Source organism: Ancylobacter mangrovi (genome assembly GCF_024752355.1).
Classification (GTDB): Bacteria; Pseudomonadota; Alphaproteobacteria; order Rhizobiales; family Xanthobacteraceae; genus Ancylobacter; species Ancylobacter mangrovi.
In genome coordinates this window covers 95,929-110,974 of the sequence record NZ_JANTHZ010000008.1, presented here as the reverse complement: position 1 = coordinate 110,974, position 15,046 = coordinate 95,929, and the positions used below count along the sequence as shown (strand labels likewise).

Below are 15,046 nucleotides of genomic sequence, written 5' to 3'. Positions count from 1 at the left end.
GCCGGGCGGCCTTCCGGTCCATTTGCACCCACCCCAACTTCCACGGCTTGAGCCTGCCGCTCCGGAACGTCCGATCCGGCGCGGCAGGCTCTCGCGGCGAGGCCGCCCATGCAGCACGACAGCGACCAGCACCAGATGCCGCCCGAGGCGGCCGACCTCGGCCTGCACGATCCGCTCAGCGACAGCTTCCCGGCCGGCATGGAGGGGCGCACCCTCTACTGGATCGCGGTCGCGTTCTCGCTGTTCCAGATCGCCACCGCCGCGCACCTGACCGACCTGCCGAGCCAGGTCATCCGCGCCATCCATGTCGGCTTCCTCGGCCTGCTCGGATTCCCGCTGCTGGCGCTGGTCCACCGCAAGGGGCCGGCGGCGAAGGCGGTGTTCTGGCTGCTCGCGGCGGGCAGCGTCGCGGTCGCGATCTACCAGTGGGTCGAGTACGGCCCGCTGATCCTGCGCGCCGGCGATCCCAACCAGGCCGACATCGTGATGGGCGTCATCGCCCTCGTTGTCGTGTTCTGCGCCGCCTGGGCGCTGATGGGGCCGGCGCTGCCGATCATCGCCGGACTGTTCCTCGCCTACTGCTTCTGGGGCGAATATCTGCCCTCGCCGTTCGAGACCCGCGGCTATGCCTTCACCCAGGTGGTCGAGCACATGAGCTACGGCACCGAGGGCATCTACGGCATCCCGGTCTACGTCTCCTCGACCTACATCTTCCTGTTCATCCTGTTCGGCGCCTTCCTCGAGAAGGCGGGCATGATCCGCCTCTTCACCGACGTCTCGCTCGGCCTGGTGGGCGACCGGCAGGGCGGCGCCGCCAAGGTCGCGGTGTTCTCCTCCGGCCTGATGGGCACGATTTCCGGCTCGGGCGTCGCCAACGTCGTGACCACCGGCCAGTTCACCATTCCGCTGATGAAGAGCTTCGGCTACCGCGCCGCCTTCGCCGGTGGGGTCGAGGCGACGAGCTCGATGGGCGGGCAGATCATGCCCCCGGTCATGGGCGCGGTCGCCTTCATCATGGCGGAGACGCTCGGCGTTTCGTACCACGAGGTGGTCAAGGCGGCGCTGATCCCGGCGCTGCTCTACTTCGCCTCCGCCTTCTGGATGGTGCATCTGGAGGCCGGCAAGTGGGGCCTGCGCGGCATGGACAGGTCCGAGCTGCCCTCGCCGGGCCGCGCGCTCCGGGAGCGCTGGTACCTGATCCTGCCGCTCGCCGTGCTGGTCTACCTGCTGTTCTCCGGCTACACGCCGCTCTATTCCGGCACCATCGGCCTCGCGCTCACCATCATGCTGATCCTCGGCGGGTCGATCGCGCTCGGCCTGCCGTCGACGCTGCTGCGCTATGTGTTCTGGATCGGCCTCGGCGTGGTGGCGGCGGGCTTCTTCGAATACGGCATACGCGTCATCGTCGGCGCGATGGCGGTGCTGATCGTCTGGAACATCTTCACCAAGGGCGGGCGCGAGGCGCTCATCATCTGCCGCGACAGCCTCGCCGAGGGCGCCAAGACCGCGCTGCCGGTGGGCATCGCCTGCGCGCTGGTGGGCGTCATCATCGGCACCATGACGCTGACCGGCGTTGCCACCACCTTCGGCCAGTTCATCGTCAGCGTCGGCGAGACCAACCTGTTCGCCTCGCTGGTGCTGACCATGATCACCTGCATCGTGCTCGGCATGGGCATTCCGACCATCCCCAACTACATCATCACCTCGTCGATCGCCGGGCCGGCGCTCAAGGCGCTCGGCGTGCCGCTGATCGTCAGCCACATGTTCGTGTTCTATTTCGGCATCCTCGCCGACCTGACGCCGCCGGTGGCGCTGGCCTGTTTCGCGGCGGCGCCGATCGCGCGAGAATCCGGGCTGAAGATCTCCTTCGAGGCGATCAAGGTCGCGGCCGCCGGCTTCGTGGTGCCGTTCATGGCGGTCTACACGCCCGCGCTGATGCTGCAGGACGGCGGGGCGCTGGCGAGCGAGATCGGCTATGTGCCGGCGGTGGCCTATATCGTCGTCAAGGCGCTGCTGGCGATCGGCCTGTGGGGGGCCACGGTGATCGGCTGGCTCGGCGTGCGGCTCGGCCTGGTCGAGCGGCTGGTCGCCATGGCCGCCGCCTTCACCCTCGTCGCCGCGCTGCCGCTGACCGACGAGGTCGGCTTCGTGCTGTGCGCCGGCTTCGCCTTCCACATCTGGCGGCGCAACCGCGCCCCCACGGCCGCGCAGGCCTGAGGCCCGGTGGGTGCCTGTCTCATGGTGGGGGCGAAGGCGGTGATGCTGGCCGCCAGCACCTTCACGCTCTCCTGGACCCATTCGGTCGAGCGCACCGGCTGGTCGGAGACCTATCGCGTCGAGAAGGCGGGCCTGCAACTCGTCGAGGCGCGGGTCATGGGCTCGGGGGCCGGTATGGACCCGGGCGAGGGCGCGCGGCTCGAGGGCGAATGGTGGGTGTGGAAGCCGACCCTCGGCCCGGTGCCGGAGCTGGTGCTCGCCGCTTCGGGTGCCACGGTCGGCGGCTGGCACCTGTGCGAGGGCGGCTGGCCGGGCAGCGCGTGCCGGACCCTCGGCGCGAGCGCCGGCGCTCCGATCCGCGTGCGGACTTGTGAGGCGGGGCGCTGAAAAGCGGCGAGACACCGAACAGCCTCCCCGCCTGACAAGTTGGCTCGCCTGTGACTTCCGCCGCCCGGGCGCATCGCATTCCGTGCGCTTCGCGGGTACGGCGATAGGCGACGTCACATCTCCCCGCGATCGGCGCGCGGCTGCCCATGGGTGCCGGGCACCGATCAGGGAAGTCGCCGCCGGACGCGGCCTGCGCGTCAGCCCTTGAGCTTCTGCAGCGCTTGCGCGCAGCCGACCGACATTTCCTTGCTGTGCGACTTCAGGCACTTCAGCAGATTGCCGCCGCCGGGCTGGATGCCCTGGCAGAGGCGCTCGATGTCGGCCTTGCAGTATTTCGCGAAATCGCCCTCCTGGGCGTGGGCGAAGCTTGCGGAAGCGGCCAGGACGAGCGCGACGAGTGTCATGCGCATGAGCAGTTCCTCCTCTTGGAAGTGAGGCTGCGTCCTGTAGCCGAAACGGCATTTTCGCGGGATGTCGATTTTTGATCGCGTTACGCCCGCGGCGCGTGCAACTGTCCAGCCGCTCGCCGGCGATCACGCCTTGTTCATCCGGCCCGGCCGTCTCAATCGGGCCGCATCGCCGTTGCAGAAGTCAGGCCGACCGTGCGGGGGGGCGCGCTCATATGCGAGGCTCCTGCGATGGCTCTTTTCGGTTTTCAGCCCTTCACGATCGTTGCCGGCATGTTCGCGCTCGGCGCCACCGGCATGGTGATCGTGGTCGTCGACATCGTCGCGAGCGGCGACAAGGACTAGCCTCGCCCCGCGCGTGACCGGCAACCGACCGGGCCTTCGCCCCTATTTGTCCTGCGCCTCTTCCTCGCGGGTGCGCTGGTTCTCCTCGGCGATGGTCTCGCCGTGATGCTGGCTGGAGCCGGCGCTCGCCGCCTCCTTGCGCTCGTGCGAGCGCTTGCGGCGATTCTCCGACTTGGCCGCTTTGGCCGGCTTGTGCTGATCCACGATGATCATGTGAACCTCCCGTTTTCCCGTGTCCCGTGACAACCGGCGCGGATGCGCTGCCGTTCCAAGGTAAAATGGGAGGCATGGAGAGGGCGCTATATGCGGGCCCTGCAGATGGGGGCCGGCCGTGGCCTCCCGGATAGGATTCGAACCTATGACCCCAGGTTTAGGAAACCTGTGCTCTATCCTGCTGAGCTACCGGGAGAGACCGCGCGTAGATGACTCCAATCGGGTGCGCGGATCAAGGGCCGCGTTCCCCGCCGTTGAAACATGCGGGGGCTTCCCGGGCGCCGGAGCGCCCGCTTTGCCGCAGGAGGTCTTTTCCAGCTTCGCATTGTGGTATTATCGCATTCGGGATGACCGGGAGCGGCTGGATGAGGTCGGGTTCGACCCAGCGCGAGATGCACCCGGCGGCGGGAGGTCGCTCGCCGTTGCCGTCGGCGTGTGACCGCGCGGCCGCCATCCTCATCCCGCTTCGCCAGGCCGTCGCCGCCAGCGCGGGCAGGCTCCGTGCCCTCGCGTTGGGCGTCGTTCTCACGTCGTCCTTCCTCGCGCCGGCTTCGGCCGCGCCGGCGGGCGGGGCGGCGTGCCCGGAGGGCTATGGCGCTCCGGTACGCGTCGCCGGCGTCAACGATTTCGGCGATCTCCTGCTGGCGGACGGGCGCACCTTGCGTCTCGCGGCGCTGGTCGTCGCGTCGGGCGAGCCCGACGCCCGCGCCGAATTCCGCGCCATGCTGGCCCGCGAGGCGGCCGGCCGTGAGATCGAGGTCGCCTCATCCCCAGTGCCGGATCGCTATGGCCGCCTCGTCGGCCTCGCGCGCCTTGCGGGGAACGACGACGCAGGCGCCGCCGGCCTGCAGCGGCGGGCGCTGGGCGAAGGCGTCGCGGTGGCGCTGCCGGAGCCGGGCTATCTCGGCTGCATGGCCACGCTGCTGGAAGCGGAAGGCCCGGCGCGTGTGGCGCGGCTGGGCCTCTGGCGGAATCTGCCCATCGACGCGCGCGACGAAGACGCACTGCGCGCGCAGGCGGGGCATTTCACAATCATGGAAGGACGGGTCGCCGGGGTTGGAAGCGGACGTGCGGTGGATTACCTCAATTTCGGCCGGGTTTGGCGTCAGGATGCCACCCTGCGTATGACACACGACTCGCGCGCCGCGCTGGAGGATACCGGCGTGGCGGTGGGCGACCTCGCGGGGCGGGTGGTCATGGCGCGCGGTGTCGTGTTCGAAGCGGGCGGCCCGGCGATCGATATTCGCTGGGCGGAGCAAGTGGAACTCAGGCCAAGGGTGACGGACGAGCAGGCGGGGAACTGGTGAAGACACCAGAGCGATGCGGAGGGGCAACGCGATCGGTGCGGGCGGGCTGGCAGGCCGCGCGCCGGATGCTGGCGCTCGCCCTCGTCGTGGGCAGCGCGCTGCTCGCGGGCTCCTGCGCCGGCCTCGTCGAGCCCAAATCCGCCGATGCCAACGTCCCCCATCCCCCGCCCAAGCTGGAAGAGGTGCTCACTCCGGCCCAGCGCAAGGAGCACGAGCGGCTCGTCGCCTCCTATGGCGGCACCTATGACGACCCCAAGCTGCAGGCGCTGATCCAGAACATGGTGACGCGGCTCGTGGCCTCTTCCGAGCGGCCCGAACTCAGCTACCGCGTGACGATCCTCAATTCGCCGGTGATCAACGCCTTCGCCCTGCCCAACGGCTCGCTCTACGTCACCCGCGGCCTGCTGGCGCTGGCCTCGGACGAATCCGAGCTCGCCTCGGTGCTGTCGCATGAGATGGCCCATGTCATCGCCAACCACGCGGCCACCCGCGAGGACCAGATGAAGCAGGCGGTGCTGGTGAGCCGGGTGATCTCGGACGTGGTCAACGACCCCGATCTCGGCGCGCTGGCGCTGGCGCGCAGCCGCGTCTCGCTGGCCAGCTTCTCGCGCGGGCAGGAGCTGGAGGCGGACGCGATCGGCGTCGGCATCAGCTCGCGGGCCGGCTTCGACCCGTTCGGGGCCGAGCGCTTCCTCAAGACCATGGGCCGCCAGGCGTCGCTGCGCTCCAGCTCCTCGGTCAGCCAGAACGCCAGCACCGAGCAGACCGACTTCCTCTCCAGCCACCCGGCGACGCCCGAGCGCATCTCCATCGTGATGGCGAATGCGCAGGAATACACCTCGCGCGGCAAGTCGGGCGAGCGCGACCGCAAGCAGTACATGGAGGCCATCGACGGGCTGGTCTATGGCGACGACCCGAAGGAAGGCTTCATCCGCGGGCGGCGCTTCTTCCATCCCAAGCTCGGCTTCACCTTCACCGCGCCGGAGGGCTTCTCGCTGGAGAACACCTCGCAGGCGGTGCTCGGCGCCAGCTCCTCCGGCCGCGAGGCGCTGCGCCTCGATGCGGTGCGGGTGACCGGCGACCAGTCGCTGGCGCAGTATCTCTCCTCGGGTTGGATCGAAGGGGTGGAGATCTCCTCGGTCGAGAGCCTGGTGCTGAACGGCTTTCCCGCCGCGACGGCGGTGGCGCGCGGCGACCAGTGGTCGTTCCGCATGTTCGCCATACGCTTCGGCAGCGACGTCTACCGGCTGATCTTCGCCGCCCGTGACCTGACGCCCGAGCTCGACCGCTCGTTCCGCGAGGCGGCGGATACGTTCCGGCGGGTGTCGATAGAGGAGGCGGAGAACGTCAGGCCGCTACGGGTGCGCATCGTCAAGGCGGGCCTGACGGACACGCCCGAGAGGTTGGCGGCCAAGATGGACGTGCAGGACAGGGCGCTGGAGCGCTTCCTGATCCTCAACGGCCTCGACCACGGGGCCAAGCTCTCCTATGGCGAGGAATACAAGATCATCGCCGAATAGGGGCGCGCGGGAAGGGACCGTAGAGGAGCGCCTTCAGACCGAGCTGAAGGCCCCGCGCGGCACGCCCGGGCCCTGGGTGAGGGCGACGCGCAGCTTCTCGATCGCGCGGCTCTCGATCTGGCGCACGCGCTCCTTCGAGATGCCGAGCCGTGCGCCCAGCACCTCAAGCGTCTCGCCGTCCTCGGTGAGGCGGCGGGCGGTGATGATGCGCATCTCCCGCTCGTTCAGCGCCCGCAGCGCGTCGCTCAGCCAGCGCTGCCGGCGCTCGCCGTCGATATGGCTCGAGGCCTGCTCGTCGGGCAGCGGATCGGACGCCACGAGCTGGTCGAGCCGCTCGGCGCCATCCTCCTCGCCCGCGGCGATGGGGGCGTTCAGCGAGAGGTCGGGCACGTTGAGCCGCGCGTCGAGGCGGGCGACCTCGACCGCGCTGACGCCGAGATTCTCGGCGATGGTGCGGTGCATCTCCTCCCGCGGCGCCGGGGTGGCGCTGCCATTGGCGCGCTCCAGCTGCGCGCGCACGCGGCGCAGGTTGAAGAACAGCGCCTTCTGGCCCGACGAGGTGCCCCCGCGCACGATGGACCAGTTGCGCAGCACATAGTCCTGGATCGAGGCGCGGATCCACCACGTGGCGTAGGTGGAGAAGCGCACGTCGCGGGTGGTCTCGAAGCGCGCGGCCGCCTCCAGAAGGCCGATATGGCCCTCCTGGACGAGATCCGGCATGGGCAGGCCGTAGCTGCGAAACCTCCGCGCGGTGGCGATGGCGAGGCGCATATGGGAGTGGATGAGGCTGTGCAGCGCCTTCTGGTCGCCGTTCTCGGACCAGCGGCGGGCGAGCGCATACTCTTCGTCGCGATCGAGCAGGGGGGCCTTGCTGGCCGCCCGCAGGAGAGGGTTGTGAATGTTGGCCACGTCGCTCATTCGCCGCTCCGGAAGAGATAGCGGGCCGGCACTGGCCTTCATGGCGCATGCGCCGGGCTAATCCGGATGCAAACGCGGCGGCGGGCGAATGGTTCCGCCCGCGCGCGCGTCGTCGCGCAAAAAGCGGCGACGGGTGCGAACGGCCCATGTCTCTGGGGGCGCGCGGCAGAGCGAGCGGGGAAGGGGGGCGGGAGCAGACAAACAAAAGCCCGGCGCGAAGCCGGGCTCTGTGTTCAGGAGAAGACGGCGGAAACCGTCAGGCGGCCTCTTCGGATTCCTCCTCGGTCGCCTCAGCCTCGGTCTCGTTCTTGCCGACGCGGCGCGGGCCCTTGAGCAGGTTGGTCTCGATCAGCTTGATCGCCTCGGTTTCGGTCAGGTTGTCGACCGCCGCGAGCTCGCGCGCCATGCGGTCGAGCGCGGCCTCGTAGAGCTGGCGCTCGCTGTAGGACTGCTCCGGCTGGGCCTCGGAACGGTAGAGGTCGCGGACCACCTCGGAGATGGCGACGAGGTCGCCGGAATTGATCTTGGCTTCGTACTCCTGCGCGCGGCGGCTCCACATGGTGCGCTTCACGCGGGCGCGGCCCTTCAGGGTCTCGAGCGCCTTCTTGACGATGGTCGGCTCGGAGAGCTTGCGCATGCCGACCGAAGCGATCTTCGGCACCGGAACGCGCAGCGTCATCTTGTCCTTCTCGAAATGAATGACGAAGAGCTCGAGCTTGAAGCCCGCCACTTCCTGTTCCTCGATCGCCGTGATACGCCCGACGCCGTGGGAGGGGTAGACGATGTGCTCGCCCGTCTTGAAACCCTGGCGGATGTTATTGGCCGGCTTCTTCATCGAGGTCATGCTTCGTCTGCTCCTGGGTCTCGGTTCGCGGCGCGCCATGTGGCGCGCAGCTGACCCGCAAGGGCGGCCTGCGGGTAAAGAAACGCCCCGGCTCCGACGGATGTCGAGCCGTACTTCAGCCGTCGACGGAAAATTCAGGGAAGCCCAGCGCCCGGCTTGAGCCGGTCGTTGAACGAGGACCCGATATAAATTCCGGGAAGGGCGCTCCGGTTCGGGAGCGTTGCACCATGGCAAACCCATTCGACTGCACGGGCAGTCTTATAACACAAATCCGGTGAGAATCAAAATACTGCCGCAATGCAGCGCGCAAGCTCCGCCCCCGCTCGCGGCCAGGCCAGCGTGGCGGTGGGGGCTTCCGGCGGGTGCGCCGGTCAGTCCTGCTTACCCGGTTCGGGCGACAGATACTGTAGCTTGTCGGGCACACCATCCCATTCCTTCGCCTCCGGCAGCGGGTCGCGACGGTCGGTGATGTTGGGCCAGACCTTGGAATAATCGGCGTTGATCTTCAGCCACGCATCGAGCCCCGGCTCGGTGTCGGGCTTGATCGCCTCGGCCGGGCATTCGGGCTCACACACGCCGCAGTCGATGCATTCGTCGGGATGGATGACGAGGAAGTTCTCGCCCTCGTAGAAGCAGTCCACGGGGCATACCGACACGCAGTCCGTGTATTTGCACTTGATGCAATTGTCCGTGACTACGTAGGTCATTCAGCCGGTCTCCGTGCGGGACGTGTGATTTAGCCGCGGCCATCCCCTAGCGCACCGATTCGCAGGGCGCAAGGCGCCAGCGGTCGGTCAGGGCGCATGGCTGCCCGGCAGATCGTCCGGGCTTATCTCCAAATAGGTGGTGGCGGCCGCCTTTGCATCCCCGCGCCGCGCAATGAAGCCGATCACGCGCAGAATGCGCACCCGTCCGTCGAGCGCCACCGTCACCACGTCGTCGAGCCGCACCGCATGGGCGGGGGCGGTGACGCGGCTGCCGTTCACCCGCACGCGGCCCGCGCGAACGAGCTCGGCGGCGCTGGTGCGGCTGCGCACGCAGCGCGCATGCCACAGCCACAGATCGAGCCGATGGCGCTCGGGGAGCGGCGTCGCGGGCGACGATGCCAAGGCGGCTGCGCCCTCGCTCAGCCGCCGTTCTTGTCCGCCTCCATGCGCTCCTTCAGCGCCATGAGGGCGGCGAACGGGGAATCGGGATCCACCGGACGGTCGCGGCGCGAATCCGGGCGCGGGCCGGAGGAGAAGCGGTCCTGGGAGGAGCGCTGGCGGTTGCCCTGGTCCTTCCCGGGACGAGGCCCGCGATGCTGGCCCCTGTTCTCCTGAGCCCGGTTCTCCTGACCCCGACCTTCCTGGCCGCGGTTCTCCTGCCCGCGATTGCCCTGGCCGCCGTCCGCCCGGCGGTCGTCGCCGCGCCCCTCCTGGCGGTCGCGGCGCGGCTCGCGGGCTTCCGCCTGGCGCGGGCCGCGGTTCTCGCGCCGGTCGTCGCGGAACGGGCGACGGCCGCGCTCCTCGCCTTCCGGGCGCTCGCCGCCGGTCGCCTCCGCCGCCGGACCGCGTCCGCTGTTGCGGCCGGCGCCCTTGCGGTGATGGCCGGGGCGCGACTGCCCCGGCGGACGGCCGGGACGCCACACCTCGATCGTCGCCGGCTCGGTCGGCTCCGCCGGCGCGGCTTCGGTCGTATCGGCTTCGGTCGTGCCGGCTTCGCCGGTCTCGGCAGCCGGAGCGGCCTCAAGGGCCTCGGCCGGGGCGGTCACTTCAGCCTCCGCCGCAGCCGCTTCTTCAACTGCCGCGACACTGTCCGTATCCGCCTCGCTGGCCGAAAGCTCGGCGCTCGAGGGCTCGGCCGGGATGAGTTCCGCGTCGGCCGTCTCGACAGCCGGCGCTTCCGCCGCGCTCTCCTCCGAAAGGACGACGGGCGCGTCGGCGGTGGTCTCGACGGACGGCGCAGCGGTAGCCTCGGTAAGGACCGCCTCGCCGCCTTCGCCGGCCGATGCCGCTTCCAGCGTCTCGAGGGCCGGCGTCATCGGCGCTTCGGCGGCGGTCTCGCTCGCCGGGGAAGTGGCGGTCGCGGCCTCTTCCGTCGAGGTTTCCGCCGAAATCTCGGCCGTCGTCTCGCCCGCAGGCGCCTCGGCGATCGCCTCGCCCGCCGGCGTGTCGGCCGGAGCGGTCTCGACCGGCGCCGGGCGGCGCTCCATGCGGTAGCCGAGCGAGCGCAGGATCGACGCGAAGTCCTCGCCCGCGCAGCCCGCCAGCGAGGTCATGGCCACGGTGGCGACGAAGCCGCTGCCGTCGAAGGCGCCCGCCGGCTTCTCGCCGGGCGCGCCGGGCCGCCAGGCGAGGGCCGGGCGGATGAGGTCGGCAAGGCGCTCGAGAATGTCGACGCGCACCGCGCGCTCGCCGGCGACGCGGAAGCCTACCGCGCGGTAGAGCCCCTTCTGGATCTCCGGGTCGACCGGGATCGAGGTGCGGCCCGAGGCGGCGAGATGGGGCAGCTCGTCGATGCCCTTCTGCTGCAGCCCGCCATGCTTCAGCGCCCAGAGCTGGGTCGCGAGCGCGCGCGGCGCCGGCTTCAGCAGCGCCGGCAGGTAGATGTGATGGGCGCCGAAGCGCACGCCATGGCCGCGCAGCACGGCACGCGCGTCCGGGGCGAGGCTCTTCATCTCGTCGGCCACGCGGTGGCGCTCCAGCACGCCGAGCGATTCCACGAGCTGGTAGGCGATGCCGCGGCCGATGCCGGCGATGTCCTCGGCCGAGCCGAGGGTCAGCAGTGGGCCGAGCAGCTTCTCGATATGCGCCTTCAGCCACAGGTCGAGGCGGGCCTGCACGCTGTCGCGCGCGGGGCCGGTCAGATGCTCGTCGGCGATGACCTTGAGGCGGGGGGTGAGCACCTCCTCGCCCGGGATCAGCTTGGCGACCGGTTCGCCGACCCAGCGCAGCGTGCCGTCCGAGGACAGCACGAAGGCGTCGTCGGGCGCCTCGGCGAGCCGTGCGGCGCGCGCCTCGATCTCGCCGGCGAGCGCCTTCTGTGCGGTGGCGCGCAACGCCTTCGCCTCCGGGCCGCCCGCCGAGGCGTCGGCCGCGAACTGGAAGCCGAGCAGATGGCCGATCACGTGGCCTTCCACGACGACGTCGCCGGTCTTGGTGATTTCAGTATCGAGCATCGCGTTCTCTCGCAGGCGCCTCATCAGCACGCTGGTACGACGATCCACGAAGCGGTGAGCCAACCGCTCGTGAAGCGCATCGGAAAGCCGGTCCTCGACGCGCCGCGTCACACCTTGCCAGTGTTCCGGGTCGTCGAGCCAATCCGGCCGGTTCGCCGCGAAGGTCCAGGTACGGATCTGCGCAATGCGTCCCGACAGGGTGTCTATGTCACCTTCCGCACGGTCCGCCAAGGCCACTTGTTTGGCGAACCAGTCGGTGGAGAGCCTTCCGAGGCGCATAAGGTCGCCATAGACGGTCGCCACGAGGTCCGCATGGGAGGCCGGAGAGACCTTCCGATAGTCCGGAAGCTGGCACGATTCCCACAGCCTTTCGATGGCGTCGGCGCCCACCGCGTGGCGCTTGATGTCGGGGTCGCGGCCGAGCGATTCCAGCACCAGCACGTCCTCGGCGGTGGGGGCGCGCGTCAGCCCTTCCTCATGCGGGGGCTGCGCTAGCGAGCGGTGCAGCGCTTCGACGGTCGAGAAGTCGAGGGCGCTGTTGCGCCATTGCAGCACGCGGTGCGGCTCGAAGCTGTGCGCCTCCAGCCGCTCGACCAGCTCGGCGTCGAACGGGCGGCAGCGCCCGGTGGTGCCGAAGGTGCCGTCGCGCTGGGCGCGGCCGGCGCGGCCGGCGATCTGCGCGAGCTCGCCCGGATTGAGCCGGCGGAACTGCCAGCCGTCGAACTTCACGTCGCCGGCGAAGGCGACGTGGTCGACGTCGAGGTTGAGGCCCATGCCGATGGCGTCGGTGGCGACGAGATAGTCGACGTCGCCGTTCTGGTACATCGCGACCTGCGCGTTGCGGGTGCGCGGGGAGAGCGCGCCCAGCACCACCGCCGCGCCGCCGCGCTGGCGGCGGATCAGCTCGGCGATGGCGTAGACCTCGTCCGACGAGAAGGCGACGATGGCCGAGCGGCGCGGCAGGCGGGTGATCTTCTTCTCGCCGGCGAAGGTGAGCTGCGACAGGCGCGGGCGCACCAGGATGTTCACCCCCGGCAGCAGCTTCTCCACCAGCGGGCGCATGGTGGCGGCCCCGAGCAGCAGCGTCTCCTCGCGGCCGCGCCGATTCAGCAGGCGGTCGGTGAAGACATGGCCGCGGTCGAGGTCGGCGGAGATCTGGATCTCGTCCAGCGCCACGAAGGCGACGTCGAGGTCGCGCGGCATGGCCTCGACGGTGGAGACCCAGTAGCGCGGACTGTCCGGCTTGATGCGCTCCTCGCCGGTGACGAGCGCGACATTGTGCTCGCCGGCCTTCTCGACGAGGCGCTGATAGACCTCGCGCGCCAGCAGGCGCAGCGGCAGGCCGATCAGCCCGCTCGAATGGCCGAGCATGCGGTCGATGGCGAGGCTGGTCTTGCCGGTATTGGTGGGGCCGAGCACGGCGGTGACGCCATGCGCCCGGAGCGAGGGCGGAAGCGGCTTGGCGGTGCTGGTGCGGGAATAGGCCGGCGGGGCGGCGATGTTCATAGGCCGATATCAGTCCGTGAGCCGGCAGGTGCCGGCCCTTGTAGCACAGGACTACACCATATAGGACCCCGCGCTCCCGATTGCCCGCCCGATTGCCCGTCGCGTTCGGCACGGAGCGATCAGGTGCGGGTTGGCGCGCGCCGGCCGGCGCTCAGGGCGCCGCGGCGCGGGACGGGCGCGGGCCCTTCCCGACCATCGGCTCGCTGACGAAGCTCTGCGCCTCGAGCTGGGCGACGCCGATGGCGGTCGCCACCGAGGCGCGGAACGGCACCAGCACCCGCGTGCCCGCCACCGGCACCAGCCAGACATACATTTCCTTGTTGCTGGTCATGTACTTCACCGCCTTGCGGCTGGGGCGGTGGCCGGCGACCGGGCGGTAGGCAATGCGGCAGACCACGGAGGGGCCGGCATAGCCCTTCTCGGCCTTGACGTCCTCCATGCGCTCGTAGCTGAGCTCGAGATTGTAGCGCTGGCGGCCGTCGAAGATGGAGAGCGTGCGCTCGCACGCCTTGGGCGAGAGCGGGTCGTCCGTGCCCGGCACCATGATGAGCGCCGCGGTCATGGGATCGAACACGCCCTTCTTGTCCTTGTCGGTCACCGGCACCCGGTCGTCGGACTGCGACACCGGCGGCTCGACGCTCATGTCGGTGACGCCGGCGCCGTTGAGCGCGAGGCGGATCGCCTCCGACTTCTTGTCGGTCTCCGCCTCCATGGCGAAGGAACGCGGGGCGAGCTCGCCATTCTCGACGAGGCCGCGCGCCCCGGCCGATCCCTTGGCGGAGGAGACGGCGCGCACCACGCCGGTGAGCCGGGCGCTGCCGGAGGCGGTGTAGGAGTCCTGGTCGACCTCGAGCAGAAAGGCGGCGCGGCCGAGTTCCAGCCCCGCGATCGACATGCGATAACGCGCCTCGAGGCGTCCGTCGGCATGTGCGGCGCTCGCCGCAGCCCCGGCGCCGGCAAGCGCCACCACTGCCGAAAGGCACAATCGCAGCATCAAGAGGTCGATCCCGAATCGCCAGCCACCCGCCAGCGTTCCAAATATGCCGTTTCGGATGGGCTTGGAAGGCGGCGGAACTGTGACCCGCTTCCCTCACGAAAGCGGTAGCGGCGCAGGCGCCTCCGTCGGCGCCGTCCGCCGGCCGGGAAGTCCACATGATCGCCACTCGTGCCCGCCCGGCCTTGACGCGCCCGAGGCGCTTGCATATAGGAGCGCACTCTTAATCTGATGGATGCCGCATGCGGGATCGTCGGCTGCTAGACAGCCTGCGGCGCTGCGGCTCGAACCTTGAGGAAGTCCACGATGTCCCGTCGGTGCGAACTTACCGGGAAGGCGGTTCTGACCGGCAATCTCGTGAGCCACTCGAACCGCAAGACCCGTCGGCGCTTTCTGCCGAACCTGGTGAACGTCACGCTCACCAGCGACGTGCTGAAGCGGTCGGTGAAGCTGCGCGTGAGCGCCAATGCGCTGAAGACCGTCGACCATCGCGGTGGTTTCGACGCGTTCCTGATGAAGGCCCGCGTCGAGGAGCTGTCGCCGAAGGCCGCCGAGCTCAAGCGCGCCGTCGCCAAGGCCACCGCCGAAGCGGCCGCCTGAACCGATGAAGATCGCCGGCACCGAGGTCACCGCCTCGCAGCTCGCCATTCCCGTCGCCGCGATGATCGCGGTGGTGGCGGCGTCGAACGTGCTGGTCCAGTACCCCGTGCAGCAGTTCGGTCTTTCCGAGGTGCTGACATGGGGTGCCTTCACCTATCCGGTCGCCTTTCTGGTCAATGACCTGACCAACCGCCGCTTCGGCCCGTCCGTCGCGCGGCGGGTGGTCTATGCCGGCTTCGCGCTCGCCGTCGTGCTGTCGATCTGGCTGGCGACGCCGCGCATCGCGCTCGCCTCGGGCACCGCCTTCCTGGTCGGCCAGCTTCTCGACATCAGCGTGTTCAACCGTCTGCGCCGCATGAGCTGGTGGCAGGCGCCGCTGGCCGGCAGCTTCCTCGGCTCGGCGCTCGACACCGCGCTGTTCTTCACGCTCGCCTTCGCGGGCGATGCGGACATGTCTTTCCCGGTCACCTACCACCTCACCGGCATCACCGTGCCGCTGTGGGTCGGCCTCGCCTTCTTCGACTTCACCGTGAAGATGGCCTGCGCACTGCTGGCGCTCGTGCCCTATGGCGCGCTGATGGGCTGGCTGAAGCCCTGGGGCGGCATGCAGGGTTCTCCCGCGCGCTGA

The 15,046-nt window shown here is 69.7% G+C and carries 14 protein-coding genes and 1 tRNA gene; 6 read left to right on the top strand and 9 right to left on the bottom strand.

The window, feature by feature from the left end; translation table 11 throughout:
- The first annotated feature begins 108 nt into the window (after positions 1 to 108).
- The gene (locus NVS89_RS17125; protein ID WP_258733982.1) at positions 109 to 2,217 is read left to right on the top strand and encodes a TRAP transporter permease; all 2,109 of its coding nucleotides are present in this window, start codon (positions 109 to 111) and stop codon (positions 2,215 to 2,217) included.
- 6 nt (positions 2,218 to 2,223) lie between these two features.
- The gene (locus tag NVS89_RS17120; protein ID WP_258733981.1) at positions 2,224 to 2,604 is read left to right on the top strand and encodes a DUF1850 domain-containing protein; all 381 of its coding nucleotides are present in this window, start codon (positions 2,224 to 2,226) and stop codon (positions 2,602 to 2,604) included.
- 197 nt (positions 2,605 to 2,801) lie between these two features.
- On the opposite strand, the gene NVS89_RS17115 is transcribed toward NVS89_RS17120, so the two are convergent.
- The 3 genes from NVS89_RS17115 to NVS89_RS17105 all read right to left on the bottom strand — a co-directional run bounded on the left by NVS89_RS17115 (position 2,802) and on the right by NVS89_RS17105 (position 3,765).
- Complete coding sequence (locus NVS89_RS17115; protein ID WP_258733980.1) at positions 2,802 to 3,014, bottom strand: cysteine rich repeat-containing protein; 213 nt, start codon at positions 3,012 to 3,014, stop codon at positions 2,802 to 2,804.
- Positions 3,015 to 3,398: 384 nt separating this feature from the next.
- The gene (locus NVS89_RS17110) at positions 3,399 to 3,569 is read right to left on the bottom strand and encodes a hypothetical protein (RefSeq protein ID WP_258733979.1); all 171 of its coding nucleotides are present in this window, start codon (positions 3,567 to 3,569) and stop codon (positions 3,399 to 3,401) included.
- Positions 3,570 to 3,688: 119 nt separating this feature from the next.
- Positions 3,689 to 3,765, bottom strand: a tRNA-Arg gene (locus NVS89_RS17105).
- Positions 3,766 to 3,934: 169 nt separating this feature from the next.
- On the opposite strand from NVS89_RS17105, the gene NVS89_RS17100 reads away from it, so the two are divergent.
- Together NVS89_RS17100 and NVS89_RS17095 are read left to right on the top strand one after the other, a co-directional pair.
- On the top strand, positions 3,935 to 4,876 hold the full coding sequence (locus NVS89_RS17100; protein WP_258733978.1) for a thermonuclease family protein: 942 nt from the start codon (positions 3,935 to 3,937) through the stop codon (positions 4,874 to 4,876).
- 65 nt (positions 4,877 to 4,941) lie between these two features.
- A complete protein-coding gene (locus NVS89_RS17095; protein ID WP_258734080.1) occupies positions 4,942 to 6,396 on the top strand; it encodes a M48 family metalloprotease in 1,455 nt (484 codons plus the stop codon).
- A 33-nt stretch (positions 6,397 to 6,429) separates the two neighbouring features.
- On the opposite strand, the gene NVS89_RS17090 is transcribed toward NVS89_RS17095, so the two are convergent.
- The 6 genes from NVS89_RS17090 to NVS89_RS17065 all read right to left on the bottom strand — a co-directional run bounded on the left by NVS89_RS17090 (position 6,430) and on the right by NVS89_RS17065 (position 13,818).
- Positions 6,430 to 7,314 (bottom strand): RNA polymerase factor sigma-32, encoded by an 885-nt coding sequence (locus NVS89_RS17090; RefSeq protein ID WP_258733977.1) that lies wholly within the window; start codon positions 7,312 to 7,314, stop codon positions 6,430 to 6,432.
- Positions 7,315 to 7,570: 256 nt separating this feature from the next.
- Positions 7,571 to 8,158, bottom strand: coding sequence for a CarD family transcriptional regulator (locus tag NVS89_RS17085; protein ID WP_258733976.1), 588 nt, complete (start codon positions 8,156 to 8,158; stop codon positions 7,571 to 7,573).
- Positions 8,159 to 8,529: 371 nt separating this feature from the next.
- Positions 8,530 to 8,865, bottom strand: coding sequence for a ferredoxin FdxA (gene fdxA, locus NVS89_RS17080; protein ID WP_258733975.1), 336 nt, complete (start codon positions 8,863 to 8,865; stop codon positions 8,530 to 8,532).
- Positions 8,866 to 8,952: 87 nt separating this feature from the next.
- Positions 8,953 to 9,267 (bottom strand): RNA-binding S4 domain-containing protein, encoded by a 315-nt coding sequence (locus NVS89_RS17075; protein WP_258733974.1) that lies wholly within the window; start codon positions 9,265 to 9,267, stop codon positions 8,953 to 8,955.
- Positions 9,268 to 9,284: 17 nt separating this feature from the next.
- On the bottom strand, positions 9,285 to 12,824 hold the full coding sequence (locus NVS89_RS17070; protein ID WP_258733973.1) for a helicase-related protein: 3,540 nt from the start codon (positions 12,822 to 12,824) through the stop codon (positions 9,285 to 9,287).
- Positions 12,825 to 12,975: 151 nt separating this feature from the next.
- Positions 12,976 to 13,818 carry a DUF3108 domain-containing protein gene (locus tag NVS89_RS17065; protein ID WP_258733972.1) on the bottom strand — a complete coding sequence of 281 codons (843 nt, stop codon included), beginning with the start codon at positions 13,816 to 13,818 and terminating at the stop codon, positions 12,976 to 12,978.
- A gap of 306 nt (positions 13,819 to 14,124) precedes the next feature.
- Between NVS89_RS17065 and rpmB the strand changes: the two genes are divergently transcribed.
- Together rpmB and NVS89_RS17055 are read left to right on the top strand one after the other, a co-directional pair.
- Positions 14,125 to 14,418 carry a 50S ribosomal protein L28 gene (gene rpmB, locus NVS89_RS17060; RefSeq protein WP_258733971.1) on the top strand — a complete coding sequence of 98 codons (294 nt, stop codon included), beginning with the start codon at positions 14,125 to 14,127 and terminating at the stop codon, positions 14,416 to 14,418.
- A gap of 4 nt (positions 14,419 to 14,422) precedes the next feature.
- Positions 14,423 to 15,046 carry a queuosine precursor transporter gene (locus tag NVS89_RS17055; RefSeq protein WP_258733970.1) on the top strand — a complete coding sequence of 208 codons (624 nt, stop codon included), beginning with the start codon at positions 14,423 to 14,425 and terminating at the stop codon, positions 15,044 to 15,046.